At 62.8% G+C, this 24,064-nt stretch carries 31 protein-coding genes; 8 read left to right on the forward strand and 23 right to left on the reverse strand.

Features of this window, described 5'->3' with window-relative positions; all coding sequences use genetic code 11:
* Nucleotides 1-8 precede the first annotated feature (8 nt).
* Nucleotides 9-533 (forward strand): DarT ssDNA thymidine ADP-ribosyltransferase family protein, encoded by a 525-nt coding sequence (locus BSY19_RS01995; protein WP_069052637.1) that lies wholly within the window; start codon nucleotides 9-11, stop codon nucleotides 531-533.
* Nucleotides 534-627: 94 nt separating this feature from the next.
* Nucleotides 628-1,473, forward strand: coding sequence for a phosphoadenosine phosphosulfate reductase domain-containing protein (locus BSY19_RS02000; RefSeq protein ID WP_083247367.1), 846 nt, complete (start codon nucleotides 628-630; stop codon nucleotides 1,471-1,473).
* 6 nt (nucleotides 1,474-1,479) lie between these two features.
* On the opposite strand, the gene BSY19_RS02005 is transcribed toward BSY19_RS02000, so the two are convergent.
* The 6 genes from BSY19_RS02005 to BSY19_RS02030 all read right to left on the reverse strand — a co-directional run bounded on the left by BSY19_RS02005 (nucleotide 1,480) and on the right by BSY19_RS02030 (nucleotide 6,653).
* Nucleotides 1,480-1,866 carry a hypothetical protein gene (locus tag BSY19_RS02005; RefSeq protein ID WP_150129407.1) on the reverse strand — a complete coding sequence of 129 codons (387 nt, stop codon included), beginning with the start codon at nucleotides 1,864-1,866 and terminating at the stop codon, nucleotides 1,480-1,482.
* A gap of 188 nt (nucleotides 1,867-2,054) precedes the next feature.
* Nucleotides 2,055-2,672: a 3'-5' exonuclease gene (locus tag BSY19_RS02010; RefSeq protein WP_069052640.1), complete on the reverse strand. Its 618-nt coding sequence runs from the start codon at nucleotides 2,670-2,672 to the stop codon at nucleotides 2,055-2,057.
* Nucleotides 2,669-3,511, reverse strand: coding sequence for a hypothetical protein (locus BSY19_RS02015; protein WP_069052641.1), 843 nt, complete (start codon nucleotides 3,509-3,511; stop codon nucleotides 2,669-2,671). Before BSY19_RS02015 ends, BSY19_RS02010 begins: the two co-directional genes overlap by 4 nt.
* Nucleotides 3,498-3,815: a hypothetical protein gene (locus BSY19_RS02020; RefSeq protein WP_069052642.1), complete on the reverse strand. Its 318-nt coding sequence runs from the start codon at nucleotides 3,813-3,815 to the stop codon at nucleotides 3,498-3,500. Before BSY19_RS02020 ends, BSY19_RS02015 begins: the two co-directional genes overlap by 14 nt.
* A 1-nt stretch (nucleotide 3,816) precedes the next feature.
* A complete protein-coding gene (locus BSY19_RS02025) occupies nucleotides 3,817-6,120 on the reverse strand; it encodes a penicillin-binding protein 1A (RefSeq protein WP_069052643.1) in 2,304 nt (767 codons plus the stop codon).
* Entirely contained in the window at nucleotides 6,117-6,653 is a 537-nt protein-coding gene (locus tag BSY19_RS02030) for a hypothetical protein (RefSeq protein ID WP_069052644.1), read from the reverse strand. Before BSY19_RS02030 ends, BSY19_RS02025 begins: the two co-directional genes overlap by 4 nt.
* 280 nt (nucleotides 6,654-6,933) lie before the next feature.
* Between BSY19_RS02030 and BSY19_RS02035 the strand changes: the two genes are divergently transcribed.
* The gene (locus tag BSY19_RS02035) at nucleotides 6,934-8,070 is read left to right on the forward strand and encodes a hypothetical protein (protein WP_210184367.1); all 1,137 of its coding nucleotides are present in this window, start codon (nucleotides 6,934-6,936) and stop codon (nucleotides 8,068-8,070) included.
* A 3-nt stretch (nucleotides 8,071-8,073) separates the two neighbouring features.
* Here the strand turns inward: BSY19_RS02035 and BSY19_RS02040 are convergent, their stop codons facing one another.
* The 3 genes from BSY19_RS02040 to BSY19_RS02050 all read right to left on the reverse strand — a co-directional run bounded on the left by BSY19_RS02040 (nucleotide 8,074) and on the right by BSY19_RS02050 (nucleotide 10,031).
* Nucleotides 8,074-8,514: a MarR family winged helix-turn-helix transcriptional regulator gene (locus tag BSY19_RS02040; RefSeq protein ID WP_083247327.1), complete on the reverse strand. Its 441-nt coding sequence runs from the start codon at nucleotides 8,512-8,514 to the stop codon at nucleotides 8,074-8,076.
* Nucleotides 8,515-8,624: 110 nt separating this feature from the next.
* On the reverse strand, nucleotides 8,625-8,837 hold the full coding sequence (locus tag BSY19_RS02045; RefSeq protein ID WP_069052647.1) for a hypothetical protein: 213 nt from the start codon (nucleotides 8,835-8,837) through the stop codon (nucleotides 8,625-8,627).
* A gap of 270 nt (nucleotides 8,838-9,107) precedes the next feature.
* Complete coding sequence (locus BSY19_RS02050; RefSeq protein ID WP_069052648.1) at nucleotides 9,108-10,031, reverse strand: hypothetical protein; 924 nt, start codon at nucleotides 10,029-10,031, stop codon at nucleotides 9,108-9,110.
* Between the two features lie 174 nt (nucleotides 10,032-10,205).
* Here BSY19_RS02050 and BSY19_RS02055 point away from each other — a divergent pair, with 174 nt between their 5' ends.
* Nucleotides 10,206-10,670 carry a L,D-transpeptidase gene (locus BSY19_RS02055; protein WP_442856650.1) on the forward strand — a complete coding sequence of 155 codons (465 nt, stop codon included), beginning with the start codon at nucleotides 10,206-10,208 and terminating at the stop codon, nucleotides 10,668-10,670.
* 11 nt (nucleotides 10,671-10,681) lie between these two features.
* Here BSY19_RS02055 and BSY19_RS02060 read toward each other — a convergent pair whose 3' ends face one another.
* The gene (locus BSY19_RS02060) at nucleotides 10,682-11,176 is read right to left on the reverse strand and encodes a transglycosylase SLT domain-containing protein (RefSeq protein ID WP_069052650.1); all 495 of its coding nucleotides are present in this window, start codon (nucleotides 11,174-11,176) and stop codon (nucleotides 10,682-10,684) included.
* 360 nt (nucleotides 11,177-11,536) lie between these two features.
* Between BSY19_RS02060 and BSY19_RS02065 the strand changes: the two genes are divergently transcribed.
* Nucleotides 11,537-12,190, forward strand: a complete 654-nt coding sequence (locus tag BSY19_RS02065) for a hypothetical protein (RefSeq protein WP_069052651.1) — start codon at nucleotides 11,537-11,539, stop codon at nucleotides 12,188-12,190.
* Between the two features lie 131 nt (nucleotides 12,191-12,321).
* On the opposite strand, the gene BSY19_RS27320 is transcribed toward BSY19_RS02065, so the two are convergent.
* Nucleotides 12,322-12,540 carry a hypothetical protein gene (locus BSY19_RS27320; RefSeq protein WP_150129408.1) on the reverse strand — a complete coding sequence of 73 codons (219 nt, stop codon included), beginning with the start codon at nucleotides 12,538-12,540 and terminating at the stop codon, nucleotides 12,322-12,324.
* A 187-nt stretch (nucleotides 12,541-12,727) separates the two neighbouring features.
* Between BSY19_RS27320 and BSY19_RS02070 the strand changes: the two genes are divergently transcribed.
* Nucleotides 12,728-13,495: a GntR family transcriptional regulator gene (locus BSY19_RS02070; RefSeq protein ID WP_083247328.1), complete on the forward strand. Its 768-nt coding sequence runs from the start codon at nucleotides 12,728-12,730 to the stop codon at nucleotides 13,493-13,495.
* Nucleotides 13,496-13,565: 70 nt separating this feature from the next.
* Complete coding sequence (locus BSY19_RS02075) at nucleotides 13,566-14,771, forward strand: hypothetical protein (RefSeq protein ID WP_069052652.1); 1,206 nt, start codon at nucleotides 13,566-13,568, stop codon at nucleotides 14,769-14,771.
* Here BSY19_RS02075 and BSY19_RS02080 read toward each other — a convergent pair.
* From BSY19_RS02080 to BSY19_RS02125, 11 genes are all read right to left on the reverse strand, one after another.
* The gene (locus tag BSY19_RS02080) at nucleotides 14,761-15,771 is read right to left on the reverse strand and encodes a hypothetical protein (RefSeq protein WP_069052653.1); all 1,011 of its coding nucleotides are present in this window, start codon (nucleotides 15,769-15,771) and stop codon (nucleotides 14,761-14,763) included. The genes BSY19_RS02075 and BSY19_RS02080 overlap by 11 nt on opposite strands.
* The gene (locus BSY19_RS02085; RefSeq protein WP_210184368.1) at nucleotides 15,768-16,925 is read right to left on the reverse strand and encodes a hypothetical protein; all 1,158 of its coding nucleotides are present in this window, start codon (nucleotides 16,923-16,925) and stop codon (nucleotides 15,768-15,770) included. The genes BSY19_RS02080 and BSY19_RS02085 overlap by 4 nt, the downstream gene beginning before the upstream one ends.
* A 43-nt stretch (nucleotides 16,926-16,968) precedes the next feature.
* Complete coding sequence (locus BSY19_RS02090) at nucleotides 16,969-17,448, reverse strand: hypothetical protein (RefSeq protein ID WP_150129409.1); 480 nt, start codon at nucleotides 17,446-17,448, stop codon at nucleotides 16,969-16,971.
* Nucleotides 17,449-17,524: 76 nt separating this feature from the next.
* A complete protein-coding gene (locus BSY19_RS02095; RefSeq protein ID WP_150129410.1) occupies nucleotides 17,525-18,268 on the reverse strand; it encodes a hypothetical protein in 744 nt (247 codons plus the stop codon).
* Nucleotides 18,269-18,299: 31 nt separating this feature from the next.
* Nucleotides 18,300-18,794 carry a hypothetical protein gene (locus BSY19_RS02100; protein ID WP_069052657.1) on the reverse strand — a complete coding sequence of 165 codons (495 nt, stop codon included), beginning with the start codon at nucleotides 18,792-18,794 and terminating at the stop codon, nucleotides 18,300-18,302.
* A 17-nt stretch (nucleotides 18,795-18,811) separates the two neighbouring features.
* Entirely contained in the window at nucleotides 18,812-19,246 is a 435-nt protein-coding gene (locus BSY19_RS02105) for a hypothetical protein (RefSeq protein ID WP_150129411.1), read from the reverse strand.
* Between the two features lie 225 nt (nucleotides 19,247-19,471).
* Nucleotides 19,472-20,059 (reverse strand): hypothetical protein, encoded by a 588-nt coding sequence (locus tag BSY19_RS27325; RefSeq protein WP_150129412.1) that lies wholly within the window; start codon nucleotides 20,057-20,059, stop codon nucleotides 19,472-19,474.
* The gene (locus BSY19_RS02115; protein ID WP_069052660.1) at nucleotides 20,056-20,631 is read right to left on the reverse strand and encodes a hypothetical protein; all 576 of its coding nucleotides are present in this window, start codon (nucleotides 20,629-20,631) and stop codon (nucleotides 20,056-20,058) included. The genes BSY19_RS27325 and BSY19_RS02115 overlap by 4 nt, the downstream gene beginning before the upstream one ends.
* Nucleotides 20,628-21,557, reverse strand: a complete 930-nt coding sequence (locus tag BSY19_RS02120; RefSeq protein WP_069052661.1) for a hypothetical protein — start codon at nucleotides 21,555-21,557, stop codon at nucleotides 20,628-20,630. Before BSY19_RS02120 ends, BSY19_RS02115 begins: the two co-directional genes overlap by 4 nt.
* Before the next feature lie 226 nt (nucleotides 21,558-21,783).
* On the reverse strand, nucleotides 21,784-21,945 hold the full coding sequence (locus BSY19_RS27785) for a hypothetical protein (RefSeq protein WP_210184369.1): 162 nt from the start codon (nucleotides 21,943-21,945) through the stop codon (nucleotides 21,784-21,786).
* Nucleotides 21,946-22,240: 295 nt separating this feature from the next.
* A complete protein-coding gene (locus BSY19_RS02125; protein ID WP_069052662.1) occupies nucleotides 22,241-22,642 on the reverse strand; it encodes a hypothetical protein in 402 nt (133 codons plus the stop codon).
* A gap of 129 nt (nucleotides 22,643-22,771) precedes the next feature.
* On the opposite strand from BSY19_RS02125, the gene BSY19_RS02130 reads away from it, so the two are divergent.
* On the forward strand, nucleotides 22,772-23,794 hold the full coding sequence (locus BSY19_RS02130) for a hypothetical protein (protein WP_069052663.1): 1,023 nt from the start codon (nucleotides 22,772-22,774) through the stop codon (nucleotides 23,792-23,794).
* Nucleotides 23,795-23,797: 3 nt separating this feature from the next.
* On the opposite strand, the gene BSY19_RS02135 is transcribed toward BSY19_RS02130, so the two are convergent.
* Complete coding sequence (locus BSY19_RS02135) at nucleotides 23,798-24,061, reverse strand: FaeA/PapI family transcriptional regulator (protein WP_069052664.1); 264 nt, start codon at nucleotides 24,059-24,061, stop codon at nucleotides 23,798-23,800.
* Nucleotides 24,062-24,064 lie beyond the last annotated feature (3 nt).

Genomic DNA, 24,064 nt, shown 5'->3' on the forward strand with positions numbered 1-24,064 from the left:
TGAACCAGATGGGTCCCGAACAGCGACTGGCAGAGATCGTTCGGCAGCACCTCGGGGGCGTTCTGTTTCACGTCACCGACCAGGCCAATCTCGAATCGGTCGACCAGCACGGTCTATTGTCCCGCGATGAGGCGCGGTTGAGGGACGTATCAGCGGCATTGCCAGGAGGCAGTCCCCTGACACAGGAACTCGACGAGCGGGCCATGCTGACCGATTACGTCTTCCTCGGGTTCTTCCCCAGCAGAGTGATGCCTGCGCACCCAGAGCAACGACGCCGTAGGCCGCGCACGCTTCATATCGATCCGAGCATCCTGCTGAAGCGAGGTGTCAGGCTCGCGCTTGGGCCGGCCAACCACCGCAACACCGACACCTATTCGGTCGGCCGGGCCTTCGCGAAGATCGACTGGGAGGTGTTCGAACCGGAGTTCGACGCAAAGGCGATCATGAATGCCGCGCGCGTGGACCGCGTCTGGAAGTACGAGATCCTGGTGCCAAAGGTCGTGGAGAGGGCGTACATCGTCGGTATCGAATAGACCATCGCCCTATCCGGATCAGGCGGCGACCGGAAGTCCATCTGCCTTGCAAGAATCAGCATTACGCTTCGTGGAAAGATCCATGGAGTTGATGATGATCGAACAGAAAATCCAAGAGCTGATCGATGCCGGCGCGCTGTTCGTCATCAATCACAGCGGAGGCAAGGACTCCCAGGCCATGTATCACGTGGTCAAGAGCCGGGTGCCAGCCCGCCAGATCCTCGTCATCCACGCCAATCTCGGCGAGGTCGAGTGGGACGGCGTCATTTCGCACATCAAGGCGACCATCGACGACCACCCCCTTCTGGTCTGCAAGAACGAGAACAAGACGTTCCTCGAAATGGTCGAGAAGCGCGGCATGTTTCCGTCTCCGCAGCAGCGGCAGTGCACATCGGATCTGAAGCGTGGCCCGATCGAGCGCGAAATCCGTCGCTATCTCAAGGCCCATCCCGAATTCGAGGGCCGCATCGTCAACTGCATGGGTCTCCGAGCCCAGGAGAGCGCCAACCGCGCCAAGCAGAAGGTGTTCAAGGCCAATGAGGGCAACAGCATCGCCGGCCGCGAGTGGTACGACTGGCTCCCGATCCATCACTACACGATCGACCAAGTCTGGAAGGTGATCGAGGACGCCGGCCAGACGCCGCACCCGGCCTATGCGAGGGGCATGTCGCGCCTCTCGTGCCGCTTCTGCATCATGGCGTCCGACGAGGACCTCCGGACGGCGGCGCGCCTCAGCCCGGACCTCTACCAGAAGTACGTCGACATGGAACAGGCCATCGGCCGGACCATGATGATGCCGCGCGGCGGGGTCGCAAAGTCGCTCGAAGAGATCACGGGCATCGCCGCCGGCCGCCCCGCCAAGCCTGCGGCCGCAATGCCGACCGTCGCCTCTGCCCCTCAGGCGGAGCTCGATTTCGACATGCCAGCACCGGCGATGTGAAGGGCTTCAGGAAAGCCCGGCGTCGTAAGTCGCCAGGCTTTCGAAGAACACGTCGTCGACCAGAAGTCGTCTGGCTGCAGCTCGCGCCTGGATCCTGCCGATCAGCGTCCCGTCGCATCCCCAGTGACGCTGACTGAGAGCGGCCGCGATCTGGTAGCGGTTCATCATGCCCGGCCGCTCCATCTCGGGGCGACCGTCGAACGCGACCGCATCATCGAAGAGATCAGTGCCGCAGGAGATGCCTGTGGCATGATAGAGCAGCTGCAGCGCGCAGGCATCGGTGACGAAGTCGGTGGAGCAGACCATCGTTGCCCCAGCCAAGTGCTCGTGGAGCGCCGCGGCGACCATCCCGGCTTCGACAACGGTAGATGCACCTCCCGGCGCATCCGCCATGGCCGGCGCCTCAGCAAACCGTGCAGACCAGTCCCGGTGGGGTGCTACTGTCCAAGAGGTCACCTTCAACCGGTCGTCGCAGACGGCGATCTCGACCGGGTGGCCGTGCCCAGGCGACGACAGTATAGACCCCAGGAACAGCAGGCCTGGGTCGATGCGTGCTCCGGGGTTGGGTTTCGTCCGAAATCTCACGCGCGTAGACCGATGGCTGAAGGCTTCCCCTTCATCTCGCGATCGTACCGCTCGACCTCTTCAAAATAGTCCTCGTCGACGAGCATCCGGAACACAGCGGCCATGCTCTTCGCGTCGGGCCCCGCACGATGAATGTGAGGCCAATAGAGGCGAGCGAGTTCCTGCGAGCGCTCAAGACGGTGCTCGATGACGTCGGCCCATTGATTGCCTTCCAGAACGTCGAAGCTCGCCTGCAGGAAAGGGTTGATCTCCTGGGTTACCCAGCGCCGGCCGGCACAGCAGAGCTGCTGAAGCCAGCGGGCATCATAGGTGGGGTTGTCGGAGTGCATCGCATGTCCAGGCGAGACGATCTTGCTCATTTCCAGCAGGACCGCGTCGACAGGGAGGCCGTCGGCGATCAACTTGGCCTGGCTGATGCCGTGGATCTGCTGGGACACGTCGTTCCACTCCAGGTCCTGCCAAGAGGGGTGCGGCTGGATCAGCCAGCTATGGGCCTGCAGTGCGTCATCGCAGACACCGATCTCGATCGGGAAGCCACCCTCAAGAGACGAGGCCTCCATGTCGAGGAAGAGGAAGTCAGGTCGCAGGACGCGGCTGGGAAGGGGCGGGCTCACGACATGAGCTCCAGAGCGGGAACGACGACCTGACCGTCGAGCGCAGCCGGATAAGTCACGCGAAAGCGCAGGGTGGGCGTACCGCTATAGATGCACATCCGGTTGACGACTCCGCCGAGGAAAGTTCGATCCAGAAGGATGGACATGTCGATCTCCTTGAGATGCGACTGCACCTCGGCTGCCTTCACATGATCAGGGATTTCCAGGCTCAAGCGTCCCTTGATCGCAAGCTCGCCCCAGCGATCCATCGACTTGCTCAGACGATCGGGATCACCCTTGGGAGGACCCGCATCGCGGCGCTCGATAAAGGTCGAGCGGATTTCACCCAGCCCCAGCCCTTCGTAGAAAAACGGCCATTTGGGTCCCATGCGAGGTTGCACCGTCGCCAGGATCTGAACGATCTGATCACCAGGATCATCGGCGGCTTTCACGCCAAAAGGCATGAACAGCTCCACATCGGCCTCGACACGGCGCGCGTGCAAGATGCCCTTGTGGCTGTCCCAGACATGCCGGCGCATGATGATTTCGTCAGGCCGCGGTGATTGGGGGAGATAGCCCTCGAACCGGTCGGACGGATCGCGAACCTTGAAGACACGTCTCTGCTCGACATCCACCCGGACATGCAGCGATGACCGTTTGTTGATGCTGTAGCGCTCGCAGATCTCCTCGGCCTCGGTGATGGCTGTCGGCAGATGGGTGAAGGCCGTGAAGTCGGTGATATGCCGGCCAGCGTGCCAGGCGCTCACGCGCGCCGTCAGCTCCTCGAAGACATGGATCGTCCGCTTCCTGGTCTCGACGACCTCGTCTTCGAAAACACGGACGGGCTCATCGCGACCCATCGGTCTCTCCCTCGAGGCGTGAGAGCACATCATCGAAGGCGACGCGCACCTTATTCAGGCCTCGGATCGTGGCCATCCTTCGCTCGACGTAGTCGACATGCATCTCCTCGGGAGTTTCGTCCCCGTTGCCGGTCAGCCCGTAGAGGAACTCCGAAAGCTGGCCCGGCTTGGCACTGCGCGCGAGCTTGAGGAAATAGGCCCTCATCTCGGCCTCGCTCATGCCGTGCAGCTCGTCCATGTCGATGTTGGCAATCTCGACATGAGATGCCGGATCGAACTGTTCCTCGTCGTGTTCCTGGCTCATCTCAGTCTTCCTCGGGCAGATAATCGGCAGGGGGCGCCGGCTCGGCTGGCGGCATGCGCGAGCGGCGGGATGCCCCTGCTCGCATCTCCGGCTCAATTGGCGTGGTGGTAACGAGAGGCGAGTCCTGGCGCACGAGTTCGACCTGACCGTTGCGCGCGGGCAGCCCGGTGTTGGGATCGACCGTGATGCTGACGAGACCTACCGGCTTGATGAGTTCGGGATAGCGGAAAGCACCGGCCGCCCGGTCGAGGAAGTCACGCATGACGGGCGCGGCAACCTTGCCGCCGGCCGCTCCATCGAACAGTGCCTTGTTGTCGTCCCGACCGATCCAGACCGCTACGGAGACGTCACCGGAGAACCCCACAAACCAGGCATCGCGCGCTGCGTTGGTGGTTCCGGTCTTGCCCGCGAACGGATGCGTAAAGCCGGCGAAAGCCTGGCGAGCAGTCCCACGATCGACGACGCCCTTGAGGATCGAGGCCATTTGGGCCGCTGCGATAGGGTCCATCGCCTGCGTGACGTCAGGCTCGATAGCGCGCAGCAGTGCACCATCGCGACTGCGAACCTGACTGACGAAGCGCGGCCGCGCGACCTTGCCGGTGTTGGCAAATGCCGCGAACGCCGTCGCCATCTGAAGCGGCGTGACCTCCATGGCACCAAGAGCAGCCGCATTCGTCATGCTGCCGGTGATCCCGAGACGGCGTGCCATGTCCTCAAGATCGGGCAGTCCCACCGTCCATGCCGTTCTCGCCGCGGCCGTGTTGCGCGATTGCTCGACAGCCCTGCGAAGCGTGACCAGACCGCCCTTGCCGGCTCCTGCTGAATCGGCCGGGCGCCAGTCTTCCTTGCCTGGTCCCTGCTCGATGACGATCGGTGCGTCGAGGATCGGGGACGTGGCGTCATAGCCGATCTCCAGAGCGGCCGAATACAGGATCGGCTTGAACGAAGATCCAGCCTGGCGATGCGCCTGGGTCGCTCGGTCGAATTGGGATCGCTCGCGCGAAAACCCGCCCACCAATGCCAGCACGTCCCCGGTGCGGGGATCGAGCGCGACCAGTGCGCCGTCGACTTCGGGCATCTGCGCGAGCTGCGGACGATCGCCGAGCAGATCGAGAAGGATGACATCGCCGGGCCGAACGACGTCCGAAAGCCGGCGTCCGGTCCAACGCACGCCATCGCTACCCAGCCTGACACGCTCTTTGGCGCCGATCGCGACGACGGCATCGGAAGCGACGCTCTCGACCACTCCGAGAGAAAAATCGGCACTGCCCGCCGGCGGGTCGAGCCTGGGGTTGCTCCAGTCGATGGGAAGGCTCACACGGGCCAGTGGCCCGCGCCATCCAAGGCTCTGATCAGCACGACGGATCCCGGCCTTCAGCGCGTCGTCGGCGGCCTGCTGCACAGCCGGATTCAGCGTCGAGGTGATGACGATGTCCTGCCTCGACTGGATATCGGCAGGCAGATCCTGGACAGCCTGCTTCCAGGCCAGCTCCTGGAACCAGCCCTCCTGTGTATCCATCGCATTTTCGCGCGACTTGCGCTCTGCGAGACGAATGGGCTCGGCAGCCCATGCCGCCACGACATCCTGTCTGACCGCACCGTCCTCGGCCATCCGACGAAGCACGTAGTTGCGCCGCTCGATGGCACGGCCGCCATTCCGGGTCGGGTTGAACGCGCTGGGTGCCTTGGGCATGCCGGCGAGCAGGGCCGCCTCGGAGAGCTGAAGCTGATCCAGAGTCTTGCCGAAATAGGTCTGAGCCGCTTCGGCCACGCCGTAGGCACCCAGACCGAGGTAGATCTCGTTTAGATAGATTTCGAGGATACGCTCCTTGCCCAGGGCGCGGTCCATCCGCTGGGCGAGCAACGCCTCGCGGATCTTGCGGGATATCGATTTCTCGTTGCCGACAAGCAGGTTTTTGGCGACCTGCTGTGTGATGGTCGAGCCGCCGGACGAATGGGCCCCGGTCGCATTGCCGATGGCGGCGCGCGCGATGGCCAACGGGTCAATGCCATCATGACTGAAGTAGTTGCGGTCCTCGGCCGAGACGAAGGCCTGGACCACGAGCTTGGGGATCTTGGCATATGGCACGAAGACGCGACGCTGCTCCGCCCGGCGGCCCAGCAGCGAACCGTCAGATGCGCGGATCTCGGACCCGGTCTTCGGGACATAGGTGGACAAGGCTCGATAGTCGGGTAGATCGCGGCCGTAATCGGACACGACGGCCAGCACCACCGAAAAGCCTGCCAGGGCGACGCCGGCTGCAGCGAGAACGGTAAGCCCGAAGACCGTACGGAACAGTCTCATCGGGCAGCCTTCACTGCCGTTCTCGCCGGCGGTTTTGCGACCGGGTTGCTCTTCTTGCGCATCAGGAAGGTTGGCAGGGTCGAGGCGAGCCTCTCGACGTCGGCCGACTTGATCGGACCGCGAAGGCGGCGTGACAACGGCAGCGGATCGATGCCGGCGTGGGTGCCGAAGCGCATCATCGAGGCGGCGGCCTCACCTGCGTGGGCGCGCGAAGCCCAAAGCAGCTTCCACGCCTGCATGACGGCATCCTTGGGCCCTTCGGACAGACAGACGCCCAGGGTGGCAATCACCACCTCGTAGGCACGGATCTGCCGCATGGCCTGAGCGTAGGTCATGTCTTTCATCCCGCGTTTCTGGACCGGCTCAAGCCGTTCGGTGAGGACGCGGGAGTGACTGGATGCAAGCTTGGCGACGATGTCGGCCGCGACGTCGCGCTTGATACCAGCAGGTTTCACAGCGACGCCTGGCCCCCACTTGTCGGCGGCCAGATCGATCAGCGCGTTGACCAGTGACAGTACGGCGGCACGGTCCACAGGAGACAGATCCTGGAGCCCTCTGACCAAGTCGGTATTCACCTGTTGCACGATGGTCCGCGCACGCCGTTCACGAAAGAAGGAGAACAAGGATCGATGCCGCCGATTCGAGGAGTTCGGTGAAGGGTATTCGGGGCAATCGGGCCAATCAACAAGGAGCGAAGTCTCAATCCAGTTAAACTGGGGATTGCCGCCGTTTCCGTCTTTCGCCAGTTCACGTATGATTGGTCCGTCAGGGTCCGCAGGTTTGCCGATGGATCCCTGCCTTCGTCGCCAGGAGATGACCATGGGTCTGGGGAGCATCGCGCAAAGCCGCCGGGTGGAAGAGACGTCCACGGAACAGCTGTCGCGCAACCGCGGGGCCGTGACCGTTCGCCTTGCCAAAACGGCTTACGAAGGCACCCTCGTGACCGACTGCGTTGCAGGCAAGGCCGGAACCCCTGTCAGGCTGCGGCAGGGCAACGATGTCTGGGGTGTGAGCCTCGCCGATGCGCTCGCGGGCAAAAAGGATGGCTCCAAAGTCATTCACCCGAGCGTCGCCGGCGACGTCATCGTCTTCGAGGCGGGCTATCTCGACCGCGACGAGCTGGTGGTCGGCAGGATCGCAGGGCGCACCCATGACGGCATCCAGGGCCATGCCCAGGTCATGAAGGTGTTGGCACGGGCCAGCTACACCTCAGTGTCCAAGCGCGGCATCACCCAGTACGCATGCCTGGCTGATCCGGCCGCAGCGAAGGCAGTGAGGACACATGACGATGTCGCGGCCATGGTCGTCGAGCACAAGCTGCGCGCGTTCCCGGGTGGCGATGTCAGCTTTCTCCTTCGCTGTCGCGATCGGCAGGAAGAGTTCAGGTTTGATCCCGGCGAGAAGCCTGACGCTTTCGTGCGGCGGTTGGTCGAGACCAATGGGATCGTCGCGAAGGGCCCGGTCGAGCTGATGCCCCTCTTCCACATGCCGATGGGACGCGAGCAATCGCTGCGTGAAGGACTGGACCCTCGCGTCGAGACGGCTGGCAAGAGCATGGGGCGCCTGTCGAAGCTGTATTCGACAGGCCGCGGTGCGGGTTTCATGCCGAGCATCGCCATCATCTGCGACGAGGACGAGTGGGCGTTTGGCGGCAAGACCGGCAAACGGGTCCGCGTGGCGGCCTGTCTCGATCCGCTCGAAATCGGCTCACCGGTCAACACCTTCAAGATCCCGTCGGCCTTCATGCGCGACGCGAAGGGGGCGTTGATGACGCCCTACCAGAGCCGCGAGCTTTGGCGACCCGACGAGCTCGAAGCCATGTCGGCCGACCGCAGGACCCGATTCACCCCGGAGCCTCAGGCGACAAGGGTCAAGCCTGCCTATCTCCAGGATGGTCCTGCGCCCAGGCGCTCACCGCCGCCACGCATGCCGCCCCCCGGCATGCGCTGAGCCTCAGGCTTCCGCCCTCATAGGCACACAGCGGCTCTCAAACGCCGAGACCGCCTCCAGCGCGCGCTTGATCTCGTCGGCATCGCCGATCGAGACGCGCCTGACTGAGCGGGCGAGCTTGCGGCCGCGCGGCGTCAGCTCGATAACCCGGACCCGCTTGTCGATGGGGTCCATATGTCGCTCGGCGAGACCGAACTCGATCAGGGCAGAGATGGCGTAAGACGCATTCGAGCCGACGTAGCGCTGTTCGCGGACCAGGTCGACGACGCGCGTCGGGCCATCGCTCACATTGAGCAGGAAGAGCACGTTGGCCACGCCCAGATCGGCAAGCCCCTCGGCGACGAGGATCGGCTGGATGAACTCGTCAAACGAGCGCAGGGCACGATGGCTGGCGACAGCAACATCGGACCAGTGCACCTTCCCGTTGCGTTCCAACCCGCTCATCCCGTTTTCGCCTCTTAGGTTTGCCACCTACTCAGACGAATATCGAAGGAATCCGGAAATTGAGCAAGGATTATCCGGGCGGAAAAATCCGCCCGGAAGGATTGCTGTCGTCATGCGGCCAAAGACAGGCCGTAGTCCTGGAAGTTGGTCGATTGGCCGGCGAAGGCGTCGGACGCAAAGAGGGCGATCAGGTCGTCCCTGTCGGCAGCTGAAGCCTTGGCGAGGCAAGACCCGGAGAGAAGCGGGTCATCTGTCCAGGGGTCGAAGTCGTCCTGGATCGAACAGTCAGTGCCGCCTGTTGCGGCTTGGGCATGCGTGGTCATGATCGTGATCTCCGATAGCGGGAATGGAAGCGCGGGTGGCCGTGCGCATCTCTCGCTCTCGGGATACGAAAACCGTCGCGTGAATGGGGCTGAAGGTCATGCTCGCCACTCCTCTGCTGGCGGTTTCGATGGAACGAACCATGAACCGGGCTGGGCTGGATGGCAAGCGCGAAATTGGATCGACAGCCCAATCCATCAGGGGGCAGTTAACGGGTCCTTTTCGAAGACGGTCGATACGACGATACCGTGGGCGACCGTCTCCAGATTTGCCTAGAAAGGCCGGGGCGGGCGGTCGGGATCCACGACGACATCGAGCACGAGGTCGGGATTTGTCTGGAAGACATAGGCATACCCCGACATGAAATCCTCGAAGTAGACGACGCCGACGCCATCCTTCTCCGAGAAGATCGGGGCGCTGGTGGCGTAGCCGGGCATGGCCGGTGTCGAGAAAGGCTGGAGCTCGCGGGTCTCGGGCGCCTTGCGGAGCCAATTGCGCACGGCCATGGAGCGTTCGACCTCGTCCTTGGGCAGCGGCAGGACCCGCATGTCCTCAAGATCGGCGGCATTGCCCAGAACGGGCGCCAGCATCTCGCGCGCGATCGCCCGGATCGGCTCTGACTGGTAGGGAGGGAGATCGATGACGCGCGTCCATTCCTCGACGCCGATGCGCGTATCAGCCTCCATGCGCAGAAGCACAGGGTCGATCTCCGGGCGATGCGGTGCAGGCGCCGGCGCGGCATCGAGGTCGGCCTGAGGCATCTTCGGATCGCGCGGATCAGCGCGAAGAACGTCGAAGAGCATGGCGTCCTTGCGCATCTCATCGTCGACGATATCGGTGACGTTGGCGGGCATCGCAGCACGCAGGGCGATCAGATCCTCCCGATGACCGGAAAGATCGGCCTCCAGCTGCTCCTGAGCGAGATTGAGTGCCCGCAACTGAACGAACAGGGGCATCGTCGCACGAACGATGGGAGCGCCCTGATCTGTGCAGCGGATCGCCATGTCCGAGAAAACGGCATGGGGAAGAGGGTTGTCACGCCCCTCCAGCAGCATCCCTTCATCGAGCCTGAGAGCCCGCTTGGGAATGGACAGGACAATGTCGGCGTCATCGGGCGCTTCTGCGACCGGAATGGCTGTCTCGATCATCCGGTAGGTCGGCGCATTGGCGAGGCGGTTGAGGTCGGGGTGAGGCATGTGACTGTCCTGGAAACCGCGACGCGGCGCGTCATGTTGGAATAACGATATGATCAATGGCCGAATTCGACAAACGAACCTTCAAGGGGCAGATATGGTCATGGCAACGCCATGGGTTGGAGCAAGATGAGCATGGTCGGGAGAAGCGTCAGAAGGCTGAGCTTCATGGCCGCGATGGCGTGTCTCTGGCTGCAACCGGCGCTGGCTCTCGATATCTATGCGTGGGATGGAGGCGGGCCGGTGGGCTCGGTCGTCATCAACACGAGCGAAAGGCGGCTATACCTCGTCGTCGGGGAGGGCGAAGCCCATTCATGGCCGATTGCCGTCGGCCGGGAAGGCAAGCAATGGTCGGGGCGGACACGGGTGATCGGAAAAGCCCGGCACCCGGCCTGGCGACCCACCGCATCGATGCGCGCCGAGAAGCCATCGCTGCCGGCCTATGTCGCGCCGGGGCCAGGGAACCCCATGGGTATCAGGGCGATCTATCTCGATACAGGAGCTCTTCGGATCCATGGCACCAATGCGCCTGGGTCTATCGGAAGGGCTGCGTCGAGCGGCTGCTTTCGAATGCACAACGCCCATGTCGCGGAGCTCTATGAGCTCGTTGACATAGGCGCTGAAGTGATCGTCCGGCGGTAGCCGAAAGTCGCTCAGTAGTTGCTGGCGAGCTGCATGACGCTGACGCCATAGCTGGTGCAGCGCAGGCGGGCATAGAGACCGGCCTGATGCAGCGCGACACCGACGCAGCCGGGCCCGCCGCGGGCGATTGCCCGGCTCAGATGCTCCAGCCCCCAGACCAGGTTGGTCTCGGGATCGGCCAGTCGCGAGCAGTCACCCTTGAACCCCAGACCGCGCGCGGTCGGGCACTTGATCTGCGTGAGGCCCCACTCGCCGGCGCGGCCGCGCAGTGCCGGATTGTAGTTGCTCTCCTTGCGCACAACGGCATGCGCGATCGAAGCCGGCACCCCCTTGCGCTCGGCGACCTGGGTGACGAGGGCGTGGATCGAGCCTGCCTTCGAGCGGATGGTGTTGCTCTTGGCCGAAGCATGAGTCTTCTCGCCTTCGAGTTTGGCGTCGACGGTGACGCAGCCTGCCATCATCAGGCCGCAGAAAAGCAACGCGACGAAGCTCGTGAGCTTCTTCATGGGGGAAGTCCTCGCAATGTGTTTGGCGCTACGGCCTACGGGTTTCGTTCGGGCGACTGGCGGGAGTGCCGGGCCCTGCGAAAGCGAAAAGCGGAAGGCTTGACGCCGGGGCTGACTGGGCAGCCCCTCATGTCGACTCCCTCAGTAGGAAGCGCTGACCATAGGTTTGTACGGGCGTACCTTGCTAGAGACAAGGAACGAGTGGTTTGATCGATAAAATGCCCGTGGATTACGATGGATCGACGCCTGTCACATTGCGCCGGCAAGCCATCAATCCATGAAAGCGCTGTTCTCGACATGACGATTGTGCGAAGGTCGCTGAACTCTGATTTGCCGCCCGGGAGCACGGCGAGACCAACCATGTCGATGATCGAGAAATCGCTGGCCGTCATCGGCTCTGCTGGTCGCCAGTCCGACGCCAACCGGATGACGAGAAGCCTGTACGCCGCGATGTGCGCGCAGGCACGAGCCATGGTTCATGACCACGACGTGCGTTGCCTGGTCTCCGGTGGCGCAGCATTCGCCGACCATGTTGCAGTGACGCTGTTCCTGGAGGGAAGCGTTCCGGAGCTGGTTCTATATCTGCCGGCTGCCTGGGACGACGATGGCTGTCGCTATGCAGATCGAGGCGATGGCCGAGCTGCCAACTTCTACCATTCCGGTTTCATGCGGAAGACGGGCGTTCCCGGCCTGAAGGAGATCGCACAGGCCGGCCGGGCCGGCGCCAAGATCGTGATCGGTCGGGGCTTCAAGCAGCGCAACACGCAAGTGGCCGCGAGCGCATCGATGGTGCTGGCATTCACCTTCGGCGACGGATCTGCGACCCGAGACTGGCCGGGAGACACGCCCGCTATCATGGCTGGTCTGAAAGCAGGGGGAACGGCAGACACCTGGGCGAAGGCGTCAGCGACAAACTGCAAGCGCCATGTCGATCTCGGCGTGCTGGAGCGGAGCCTGATGCAGGTACGCGAGCCCGATGAGGACTATAGCGGCAGTGCCGTTTGCCCTCGCTGACCAGCTCGCGAATGTTTCCGGAAAATGTCAAACATTAAAGCGGAGACTGAACAACTGTGTTCGGAAATTGGCGGGCCATTGCTTCGAATCAGCCGGAGATCAGCAATAGGATGAGCAACCCACTCGAATTCCTACCCGACCGAGTTGTCGTCGCTGATGTGCCTGCCAGCGCCCTGCAGGTCGAGAAGTGGCTCTAAATCAAGATAAGCAGAAGGCCGGTAGCGCACATGAATGCTGAAGCTTTGAGCTGGGGTCTTTTGCAATCTCCGGCCGCTATGTTCTCGATCGAGGATTTGTGTGCCATTCCGAACGCAGTCGGCCAGATTCGGCCACTGTGCAAGAATGAGCATCTTTTCGATCCTGAATGCGGCTTGTGCGGCCCTCCGCGACCGGATTAACTGGCTGCGGATCTGGCAGGGGGCTGCGGGTTCATGAAGGCGGGTGAAACTCTCCGATTATCAGGAACGCGCAGGTTCTAGGAACCATTCTATCTGACTGGCTCTACCGTCGGAACAGGCCGGCTGGTGGACGTTGAACATGAAGATCACGATGTCATCGTCCACTGACAGCAGAGTGCCAATTTACCAGCAGCTGAGAGATCAGTTCGCCAAAAACATCTCCGAAGGCCGATGGAAGACAACAGAGCCCATACCCCCTGAAACAGAGCTGGCTCGTACCCTCAAGGTATCACTCGGAACCGTCCGAAAAGGCATCCAGATGCTTGTCGATGACGGGCTGCTTATCCGCTATCGCGGCCGCGGCACGTTCATCACGAGGCCTGCATTCCGCGACTCGATGTATCGCTCCTTCCGGCGCTCTCCTCGAAGCGAGCAGGGATCTGCCGAGGGCTATGAGCCCGACGAGGGGCAGACGACGTCAGGCCGGGTGATCGACCGGAAGGTAACGCTCCCTCCAGAGCAGATCCGGGACATTCTCAGGCTCCGTACCGATCAGGAAGCCATCCAGCTCGTACGAATCAGTGTCAGCGAAGGCATGCCGGCGCTGTTCGAGACAATCTGGCTGCCCTTCGACCGTTTCGAGGGCCTTCTCGAATACGATCTCGCCGATATCGTCGGGCTGCTCTACCCCATCTATGAGCAGTGCTGCGGCCAGCTCATTGCATCGGCAAGCGAGACGCTCATGATCGACGTCGCGACCAGCGAGGACGCGGAACTGGGACTGAAGGTCGGTGATCCGGTCGTCGAGCTCATTCGCGTGGCTTATGACTATGCCAGTGAGCCCATCGAGTACCGGCGCTCACGCGGCGCGGCCCAGGGCTTCTCCTACAAGGTCGAGATCCGCTGAGGTTGGTGCCTTTCATCTGAAGTGCCCAGGATTCCGGAAGAGCGCGCAAACGAGCGCCACCGGAGTTCCAATGACCTCGTTCGAGACCACCAACGGCAGTCTGATCCTCGAGGTCGGCTTCACCTACGGCCAGGGCTACTATCCGACCGAAGGCCGCGGCAAGATCGAGGGCCGGACCTTCCAGGCGATGGCCTCGATGCCGATCGCGATCAGGCAGGTGGCCTGGCAGGACGCGCCCCTCGCAGCTTCCCTGGCCTATGGTTCGGGCGAGGATGCGTGTCTGATCGATGTCCGACGGACATCTGAAGGCTATTGGCGCTCGCTGATGGCGCCAGGCGCCCGCCGGCGCTGCGACCTTCAGACCTTCGCCGACGCGATCAGTGGAGAGATCCCCTGGGTCGACGACCCGTTCAAGGCGCGACCCGAATACAGGCAGGAGCGCAAGCCGAGGGCCGTCTCGACCAAGGTGCCTGACTGGCAGGTTCGCAAATGGGGCGAGTCCAAGCGCAACGAGGCAGAAGCCTTGCTCAATCTGCAAGCGCAGTCGATCTGCGTCATCGACAATGAGGTTTACGTTCGCTGCGATGCACCCTACCTCGTGCTGAAACAGGATGGCGGTCGCGCCTGGCTGACGTTCGCGATCAAGGATCGAAAGACGCTGGAAACTCACCTGGCACCCAGGGGGACTGGCCCTTACCTCACGCCCGAGACCTCTCGAATCGAAGGCGATGACGATGAAATCAAGGGCCCAACGGTTCTCGAAGCATCGGTTGCGGGTCGCTCATCGCACATGTCGGCCCCGACGAAGCGCAAGGAGTTCACAGAGACCTGGCGCCTCTTCCAGCTTCGCAGCATCGACGACGCGATCGCTTACCTGGCGACATTCAAAGGGCACGTTCCGCTCGCTCCCGGCGGCGCTGGGCTCATCAGCCATCTCGACCATGACCTTCTCCCTGAGCCGACGGTCAACCCGATCGCCCCGGAGCAGATGAAGGTTATGCTGGCATGCTTCATGCGGGATCTGCTCTGGGAGAGCAGGGACCTCGTCAATCAGCTGATCGACGCCCGGGATGTGTTCACCGACAACCCTGGGCCGGCGGGCACCGCTGAGGCCATGGATCGCCTCGTCCCGATCTGGGAGAGCCTCAAGTCTGGCAGTCGCGCCCCGTCTTCCAACATCTACAAGGAAGAGATGCTGCGCTGGTCTCTCGTCGACAGCGCATTGTCGCCGGCGGCGGCCGACGACGATCAGGACCTGAACGCCCTCACATTCTAGGGGCGTTTTCCGGTTCCGGTGAGAGCTGAAGCCGGCGTGAGATCAGCTCTGCCTGCCGGAAGCCGTCGAGCATGCGGTCCTTGCCGGCGCCGTTGATGTAAGCGCGACTTTTCGTGGCGGCGAAGTCGCGCAACAGCTGAGCGAGTTCCGGCGATGCGCTGTCCCGGTCGAAGCCAGGAGAGTGGTACCGGAAATAGAGTTCCATGTACTGGAAGCTGTAATTGTACAGATACCGATCAGGGACGCCGTCCATGATCTCGGCGGCAGTGCGAACCATCGCGAGAGCATCGCTGTCGAAGGTCTGGTAGCCTGACACCAGGATGTTCGCCTGAAACAGCTGCAGCTGCGTGCTGGGGCGCCTATCGATGGCTGCTTCGATCATGTCGGGCAGCCGCTGCCATTCGTCCAGTCGCGCGATAAAGACGGGGCTTGGCGCATCGTCGATTTCGCTGACGATAACGGTGCCAGCCTTGTTGATCGAATAGACCGGCCCCAGACTGGGCTGGTACAGGACACCATCGATCATCACACAGCGGTCGGCGGCCTTTTGCGCATCGGCCACGCCCTCTTCGCGATGGGTCTCGACAACCTCGCGGACCGACAGCATGGCCTCGTCAAGCATTGTGGCGGTGCTGGCATTGAGGACCGGGTCGAGCAGGCGCGGCGGTCCGCCGAGACGAACCCCTTCATAGTTTGGCTTCGGCAGAAGAGACTTGAAGTCCGCAGGCAGAAACGGGTTGCGACAATTGATGAGGGTCGCCTGATGCGCCTGCATATGAGGGGTCGAAAAAACGGGGCCGTACAGCTGCCCGTCGACGATGCGATACCGAACCCTCCCGCGGCTCTGATAATCGGCCTCGATGGCCACCGGTGCTTGATCTAGACAGACATCCCGGATGATCACGGGCACCTGCTCGATGGCACGCATCAGCGACGCGTTGCGTGCCCGTCGCAGCATGGCCTTGATCGTGTAGACGGCCGGAACAGTGAGCGTGGTCATGGGCAGAGCGCTCCGAGGTCGTCTAGATCCCCGTCGGTCGTCAGTGCGTTAGACACGCTTCGGTCTCGATAGACGGCCACTGCGATCTGGTAGAGGCTGTCCTGGTCGATCGCGCGGAACGGGTGCCGCTCGATCGACGCGATGGCCTGTTGGACGATCATGTCCAAGTTCGGCGCAGAACCCGCGGTGAACACATCGAAGGCGCTGTAGCGGTCGTTGGTGCCTCTCATCACCGCAATAGGATCCGCGCCGTCATGAGCGTGGAAAACGCGACGCAGCTCATGCGCCGCCCGAAGCCGCTCCATCGGCACCGATTTGACCCTTTGGGCGATCAGCTCGGTCAGGAGCGCCCGGCCAAGCCGCATGGAGGAAAAGGCTTCAAGATCGCCGCGCGCGCCTTGAACGGCTTCGACGTCGAGAACCTCGAAACGAACGGCATCGAGATGGCTCGTGTCGACGGCTCGCTCATGCTTGAAGGCGAGCTCGCGGATCGCCTGCAGCTCGAACAGTCCATAGACAGGCGCTGACCGGTAGCCGACGGAATTGGTACCCGCCCAGAAAGGTTGTTCCTGCCGAAGGGTCGGTCGCCCGGTCGGCTCGATCCAGAACGGGACCAGTGGCCTGTCCGGTGGCACTCTACCCTTGTTGTCATCGATCTGATGAAGAAAGCGCACCGCCATCATCGGCGCCAGCGTCCGCTCGAAAACGGCGTCACCGATGACCATGAAATTGGGTGCGTGCTTCAGCAGCTGGGCTGTCAGCGGCTCGCGCTCGATGTTCGCGATCGGCTGAGCGCGCTTGGTCCCATTGAACCGCATCGTATGAATGCCCAGGGACGCATCGATAGCGCCACTGATGTCCCAGTCCATCGACGCTTCGCCGAGGAGGCGCAGGCCCAGCGCCAGAGTTGGATCCCGTCGTGCTTCCGTGTAGTCGGCCTGAACATGAGGGCTGCGCAGCTCTTTGCCATCGCGCACAGGGCGCCACAGCTGACCGTCATGATGACGCCATTCCATGCCGGCAGGCCCGCGCAGAACGACAGGCGCCGCTTTGGCGGAGACGCAACGGACATCGAGGTCGAGGGTGCCGGAGACGAAGCCTTTGCCTCGAGGCGCGGCGATGCGCGCTTTCAGGCGCGCCTTCTTGGCCGTCATGTTCATCGAGCCGAGACCCCCAGCCGCAGGAATAGCGCGATCGTCACGGTGAGGGAGAAGGCTGCTCGCCGATGACGATCAGGCTGCGCTCGCTGATCCCCTTCTTCGTCATCCAGTCGAGCGGGGAGATATCGAAGCCCAAGGCTTGCTCATCGACGGCTTCGCCCACGGCCTGATCGCACGAGAGGCCGTCGGTCGCCTCCTCGATGTACCAGTTGTATTCGTGCCAGGCGTAGATCACGGCCTGGGCATGATAGAGGACAGGGGTCGTCACACCCTGCTGCGACGGCGCCTCATGGACATCGAATGAAAAGTCGGCGTTGTGATCGCCGGCCTTGCCCAGCAGGCGATCGCCGATCGCAGCAATGCTGTCCGTCCGGGGGAAAATCATGGCGTCCGGGACGGGAAAAGCCTCGTCGCCATGAGCCCGCGCGATATAGAACTGCAGCATGGCGGCGAGAACACCGGTCTCGTTGTAGCCGGCCTTTTCGAGCGGCCGCGAAACGTCGATCACCAATCGCATGGAATCCTCCAGAAACTGGTTTGACCATAGCTTCGCAGCTTGCAAACCACGATCAGAGGCCGAGCAGGCCACAGGATCAGGGGGATGGAACAGGTGCCGCGGGATCGGGCCTGGCCTCGACGACCTGACCGCCGATCTTCGATATCCACTCCGCCAGCTTGTCCTGTCGCTCCTTGCGAGCATGGACGACGAGGGTCACGAGTTTGCGCTCCGAGAGCCAGCCCGCAAGATGATCCACAAGATCGATGCCATCGGCGCCGCTGTTGAATTCGATCGATCCGCTCTCGACCTTGACGATCGCATGAGGAGCGCACGCCTCGGTATCGAGATCGTTCTCGACGACCTTGTCGTCCACCTTGCCGATGCAGTCGTGGACGTAGCCGTCGCTGGGCCATTCCGGCGGCTCTGACGCGAGATAGTCCCGCCAGTCGGCGCCTGTCAGGGTCAGTGATTTCGGCCGGGCCTTGGCGGTCGCCGGATTGTAGGGGCACTCGACTTTGAGCTTCGCCGCCTTGCCGGACGCCAGCGCCTCGGCAACCCGGTCGGGCTCGACGCGAACGGCCTGGCTCACCGTCAGGTGGCGGATCATGAACTTCTGGGCTAGCTCGACCATGTCCACGGTCGCATAGATGGAGTAGGGCGGCTCGGGCTGCCTGACGTAGCCTTCCTTGATCGTCACGATGTCATCGTCCTGAACGAGAGCGTCGTCCAGGTCATCGGTTTCCTCACCGCGAAAAACGAGAATGCACTCCTCGACGTAGGAGTCGCCCGGCCAGGAAATCGGGTCGTCAAGAAACGCCCTCCACTGGACGCCCGTCATCGAGATTGTTGCCATGAGACGACGTGTCCTCTCAGGGCGCCGGGGCGGTGGGCTCGGCGGCCAACGCAGCCAGACGCTTGCCGGCGTCCGTCAGCCAGCGGCCATCCATCCGATTTTCGGAAAGGCCCAGCGCTACAAGCGAGTCCGCCACCTCGATGACCTCGCCGTTTGCGCCCTTGGAGCCCAGCTTGGCTTCATTGAGGCGGGCCGTGAACAGCAGGAAGTCGATCTGCTCGGCACTGAGGCTCTCCAGCTCGATCTCGGGCTGGTCTTCTGCGGGTGCGGCCTTGGGCGTGGCCGGAAGCACAAGCCTGACCAGCGCCTGCATCGCCTGAGCGACCGTAGCCAGCTCCGCCTGCCCAATGCGCTCATCCTCACGGAAAGGGGCGAAGCGTTCGGTCTGCGAGAAAGCCTTCAGGGCGCGGCCCTTGAGCAGCCCGGTGGACTTCCAGTCGAGGATGTCCTGGCAACGCTGGGCGAGATCGACCAGGTCGACATCGGCCTTGGGGGATTTCGAATCTGACATGCCGCGTTCTCCAGTGTTCAGACTGTAGCGCCAGTTCCAGCAATCCGGAACGCGCCATCGGCCGCCTGCGCCAGCGCGCTTTCTGCGAGCGCAAACTCGTCCTTGAGCCAGTCAGGCGGGTTACCGCCGCAGGCTTCGACGAAAGCCCTGCACGCATCGAGCGCTGCGCGATATCCCTCATGATCGGGAGCGCGGCCGGCTGGCGAAGGATCGCCGACCAACTCGGGCTCGGGCGCAGCTGCAACCATGCCGCGGTAGACTGCGACCGCGATCATGCCGTCGTCCCAATCGATGGTCTCGCCGGCGACATACGACTGCAGGTCGTCTCGGCACCGCTCCAGTGCTTCGGATCCCGCCGCAATCATCTCGAATGGAAGAGCGCTATCAGCGTGCTGGCGTTGCGCGTCATCGACAGGCAACAGCCGCCACGAAGGCCTGGAGGCTTCAGACATCTTAGCCATCTCCCCCACCGCCGTCACCGCCCCCGCCACCTCCGCAGCCGTTCGGGGCCGTATCGCAGCCTGCCTGATTGGCTCCGCCGAACCCGGCCGGGTTTCCACCGTCTGAAGATGAGCTTGCCGACGAACGCTGACGATCGCGCCGTCGCCGCTCGGCAGCAGCGTCGGCATCGATTTGAGGCTGAGGTCGCTCCGGGCCGAGTTTCGAGAAGGGCCAGATCATGCGACCTCGCTTGCGATCATCTCTGAGCTGCCGGGGGCGAAGCTCAGACATTCGATGGCGCGGGCCATCTCGGCATAATCGCGGGCGACACGCTGGCGATCATAGGCGCCGGTGCGCTGCTGCATCTCCCGCATCTTGACCTGGCAAAGCTCGGCGGCCGCGGCCATAGCCTGCCGCATGGCCGCGGAGCCGTACTGCTTCAGCAGCGGTTGCGCGGCTGCAGTGGCATGAGCCGTCAGGATCGTGGCGGCGCTGTAGCCAAAGCTCCGAGCGGCGTCTTCGGCACTGTAATAGCCCACGGTCTTCGAGAAATACTCGGCCGCCGATCGGCAGACATTCGATGCCAGAGCCATCACCGGGTGAACTGCAGCAGGGGGAACGACCGGTTCCGGCATCAACGCCGCGGTATAGGCCTGCATGTAGGCGATACAGGCACTTTCCAGATCAGCCACCTGGCCGTTTTCAGGGAAGCCGGGATCGAGGGCCCGCAACTGGTGAGCTTGGGCGGCCTTGAGCGCGATGCGATGAGCGCGTGCCTCTGCAGGCGTCATGGGTGCGGCGAGAAGTGAGGCGGCCGACGTCATGCTGCAAGCCTGCCGGTTCTGGAATCGATGACGCCCGTGGCACAGGCGCGCCAGATCAGGGTGTCTACGGTGGCGACGCGGAAGTTCGAGAGCCGAGCGAGATGCTCGCAGAGAAGCTGGGCGGTGGTACCATGAAGCTGCGCAAGCCGATCGAGATGGACGTCGGGCTTGGCGACATCCACGCCGAAATTCTTCGCGAGGTGGTACTTCGTGATCTGGCCGATCCAAGGCAGCGCTGCCAGAAACTCCAGCCGATCGGCGGCCAACAAGAAGCCCCTGTGGAGATACTCGCGATCCTTCCAGATCCGGTCGATGGCTCCAGCCTTGCCGGGATGACGGAAAACCGAGAACGCACTCTCGCCGGCGAGCAGTGCGACCTTGACCTTGTCGAAGATCTTCCGGGCGATCTCGAATTTCATCCCCGAATTGCAGATGACGAAGATCGTCTCCAGGGCGAAGTCATCGGGCGTCTTCGGTTCGCAGATGCCCTCGGCCCATTCGATATCGCCTTGAGCCCAGCCCAGGCGATGGAGCCTGGAGACTGCCTCGTCGAAATCGGCCTTGCTCATCATGGCCGCGGACCTTCGGCCTCGATCTCGGTTTCAGCGCCCTTGGCTTCCTGCAGGATCCGGTCATTTTCGGCGCGAGCCATATCCTTGTCCCAGTTCGACTTGAGACAGGGGCCCTTTCCTGCGAGCCAGGCGTCGAGTTCCTCGACCGTGAACCAGCCGAAATTGACGGACTTCTGGTCCATCGGGTTCATGAAGAACATGACCGGGTGCTTGGTTTCGATCGGGTTGGGCAGCCCTACCCGAGAGCCCAGGGTGCGACCAGGCGACAGAGCGTGATACCCGAACTTGTCCGGCCATTTTGTGAACCGGCCCGGGTTGCGCTCTTGAGCGGCCTTGATCCGCTCGATGATCCCGGTCGCGTCAACGTCATCGAGAAGCGCATTCTGCTGGAGATCGCTGTCGAGCATATACTGCAGCTTCTCAGGATCGATCGCGCTGGGGATGGCCAGCACGACGCCGGAGCGCGCAAACGGATTGCTGCAGCTGCCTCCCATCCAGATCGCGAAATCGCCGCGCTGCATGGCCTCAGCCAGTTTGGAGACAGCTTCGACGGCCTCCCCGCGTGCGACGAGACACAGACGGTTCTCCTCCCAGGCGCCGCTGATCAGATCAGTGCCCCACAGGTGCGAACGGTAATCGATCTCGTGATACGGACCGAAGCTGCCGAAGCGCAGGATCGCGACCGTATCCTTCTGCCGAGTGGCAGGAATGGCGATGCGCTTCTTGATTTCGAGCGAGACGGGGACAGGACCGGCCGCCGTGCGAGAGGCGATGCCCTGTGGTCGAGCTGGCATTTCCACGCCGGCAGCGTGCCGCAAGCCACCGATGCCGCACTCATGCTCAGATGTGTAGTCGGCGCCGACCAGGATCGCGCAGATAGCACCTGCATTATTCGACAGAATTTCGACCTTGGGAGACCGCTTCATTCCAGTCCCTTTCCTGCGGGCGCGACTCGAACCCAGAGCGGTTCGAGAGAACGATGATGCTGCGGCCACTGGTGAGCGACAAGGATCCGTCCCATCCACCAGCTTCGCTCGAAACCAGTCGAGCCCTCCTTGTGCGCAGTCGGGTGGATTGCGCGAACGAGCCGCATGGCTTCGTCATCGGTCGCCGCCGCCGACCTGGGTCCGAGCTGCGGATAGCGATCAGGCATCAGCGAAGCTCGGAGATCGAGAGCAGCTGGTCACCCGGCTCAAGATGGCGCGCATACTCGGCCTTGTCGGCCACGACCTGGGTGTCCGGGAGGATGCGGTAGGCCGAGCAGACACGAGCAGCCTCTCCCATATTGAGCTCATAGATGTCCATGATCAGCATCAGATTGCTCATTCGGGCGGACTTTCTGTTCCCGAGCCGCCTGATGACACGCAAAACATCGAGCGGTGTCAGCCCCTCGTCGCCGGATGCACCGGCTCCGGTCTCACGTCCTGATCGGAGAGAAATCGCCGTCACCGTCACTGGTACTCACACTGGAACGAGTAGCACCGTTTCATGGATCGATGATCAAATCCATAAAACTCAAGCTGCAAAGCTCTGATAATGGTGGATATCGATGGTGGCAGCGGAAGCAGAAGCGTCGTAACCTTCGCCAACAGCATCGATCTTGAGCAAATCAGATGCCGGGCCCGGCGATGCCGCCCTCGAACTGCCGGCTCACCGCCGCGGGAGCATCGCCGTCTTCGAGCCTGTCGCCATAGTCGCCATAGGCACTGCGGCTGCCGTTCTCATAGGCCTCGAGGCGCGGGAGAACGTTCCCGTCGGCATCGACGACACGGATCGAGAAATCGTCGAGACAGCCGATGCCGTTGTTCTCGTGAAAGTGGTCGAGAGCCACTTCGGCACGCTCACCATCGCTCAGGCTGGGGTCGACGTAGCAAAGATAGATGCCGGGCACGGCCTCATCTTCGGACTCTGACGCCTCGCCTCGCACGATCACATAAACGGGCAGAAGCGTCTCCCGCCAGGCGCCGTCGCGAACCAGGTCTGCAGCGTTCTCTTCACGGGTTCGGGTCATGCGCGTATCTCCATTCAATTGACGAACCTAGCGGATCCCGATGCAAGCGACAGCTGCATCGTACCAGGCCCGGTTTGAGGCGCCGGCCCGATGTGCCAGGCTCACCATCGCAACCAAAGGCCGTGACCCATGCTCGTGCTCGTCGACACCACCGCTACCAAAAAGCGAGCGCAATCCGTCGTCGAAAAGAACGTCCGGTCGTCACTGCGCTTCATTGGGACGCGCAACATCGGCTTTCCGGCCGGCAATTTCGACCGCAAGGTCTATTCGCTTGGCGATGGCGAACTCTGGGCTGCCTTCAGCCCGCCCGATCAGGATGGATCGACGCGGCGCTACTGGAACGGCTTCGGCATCTTTGAGGAAGGTCGAGCGGCGCAGAACATCACGGTCGAGATCAACATCCCGCTTGAGACGAACGCGGCTCTGGTCGCTGGCTTCTTCGCGCAGGATCCGGCCAATGGCGCCACCTATCTGATGCATTCGGGAAAGGTCGGCGGCGGGCGCAAAGGCATCGGCAAGTCGGCCTTTCTAGCCTGGTCGAAATCGGAGCTTGTCAAGGTCGCTGATGGCGAGGGCAACACGCGCAGCGGGATCATCATCGGAAACATCGACGGCGCCGACCTGACCGGTCGCATCTGGCGCTTTGTCCAGCTCGTCTCAGGTTTCAAGGAAGCGGTATCGACAGGGGCGCTCGACAACGACGAGTTCAGGGCCAAGGTCGAGGAGACGGACCGGTACCGGAGGGAGTTTTCAGGGCGTAAGAGGGGCAAGCGATCGGCCGGCGAGATCGACTACCTGAGCTATCACGGGGACATCGTCGATGCGTTGTTCGAGGAACGCTCAGCGCGGCAAGGACCAGGCGAGGTGGTTGCCAGCACGGTCCACATCGATCTGTTCGTGAAGCGAAACGGAGCGCTGACCGAGATCTATGAGATCAAGCCTAAAACCGACCGGGACTCTCTGTACAAGGCGATCGGACAGCTGATGACCCACAGTGCCGGATCGAGCGCCAAGCGTTGGGTCGTGCTGCCAACGGATCAGGAGATCATGCCGGAGTTCCGCGCGGCGTTCGCCGAGCTTGCGATCGCGATCCGCCTCTTTCGGGTCGATCGGCAGCGGTCAGGCGTGAAGGTGACGCTCATTGCGGCCTGACATTCAGGGCCGAGGGGTGTCACCACCGGTGGCGGGCACGATCGACCAGCCGTAGATCCGCCCCCCACTTCGTCTGCCGCGGACGGTTTCCAGCCGCGAGACGATGTGGCCCTTTTGCTCAAGCAGCCTGAGGTGACCACGCGCGGCCGCCAGCGTCCAGCCGAATCGGTTTGCGACTGAATCGGTCCGAACCGGCCCCTCGCGCTTCAGGAAGTCGAGCAGGCTTTCATCAGGGTAACCGGCGCCGAGCTGTACGACCTCGCCCATGTC

The organism is Bosea sp. RAC05, from assembly GCF_001713455.1.
Lineage (GTDB): Bacteria > Pseudomonadota > Alphaproteobacteria > Rhizobiales > Beijerinckiaceae > Allobosea.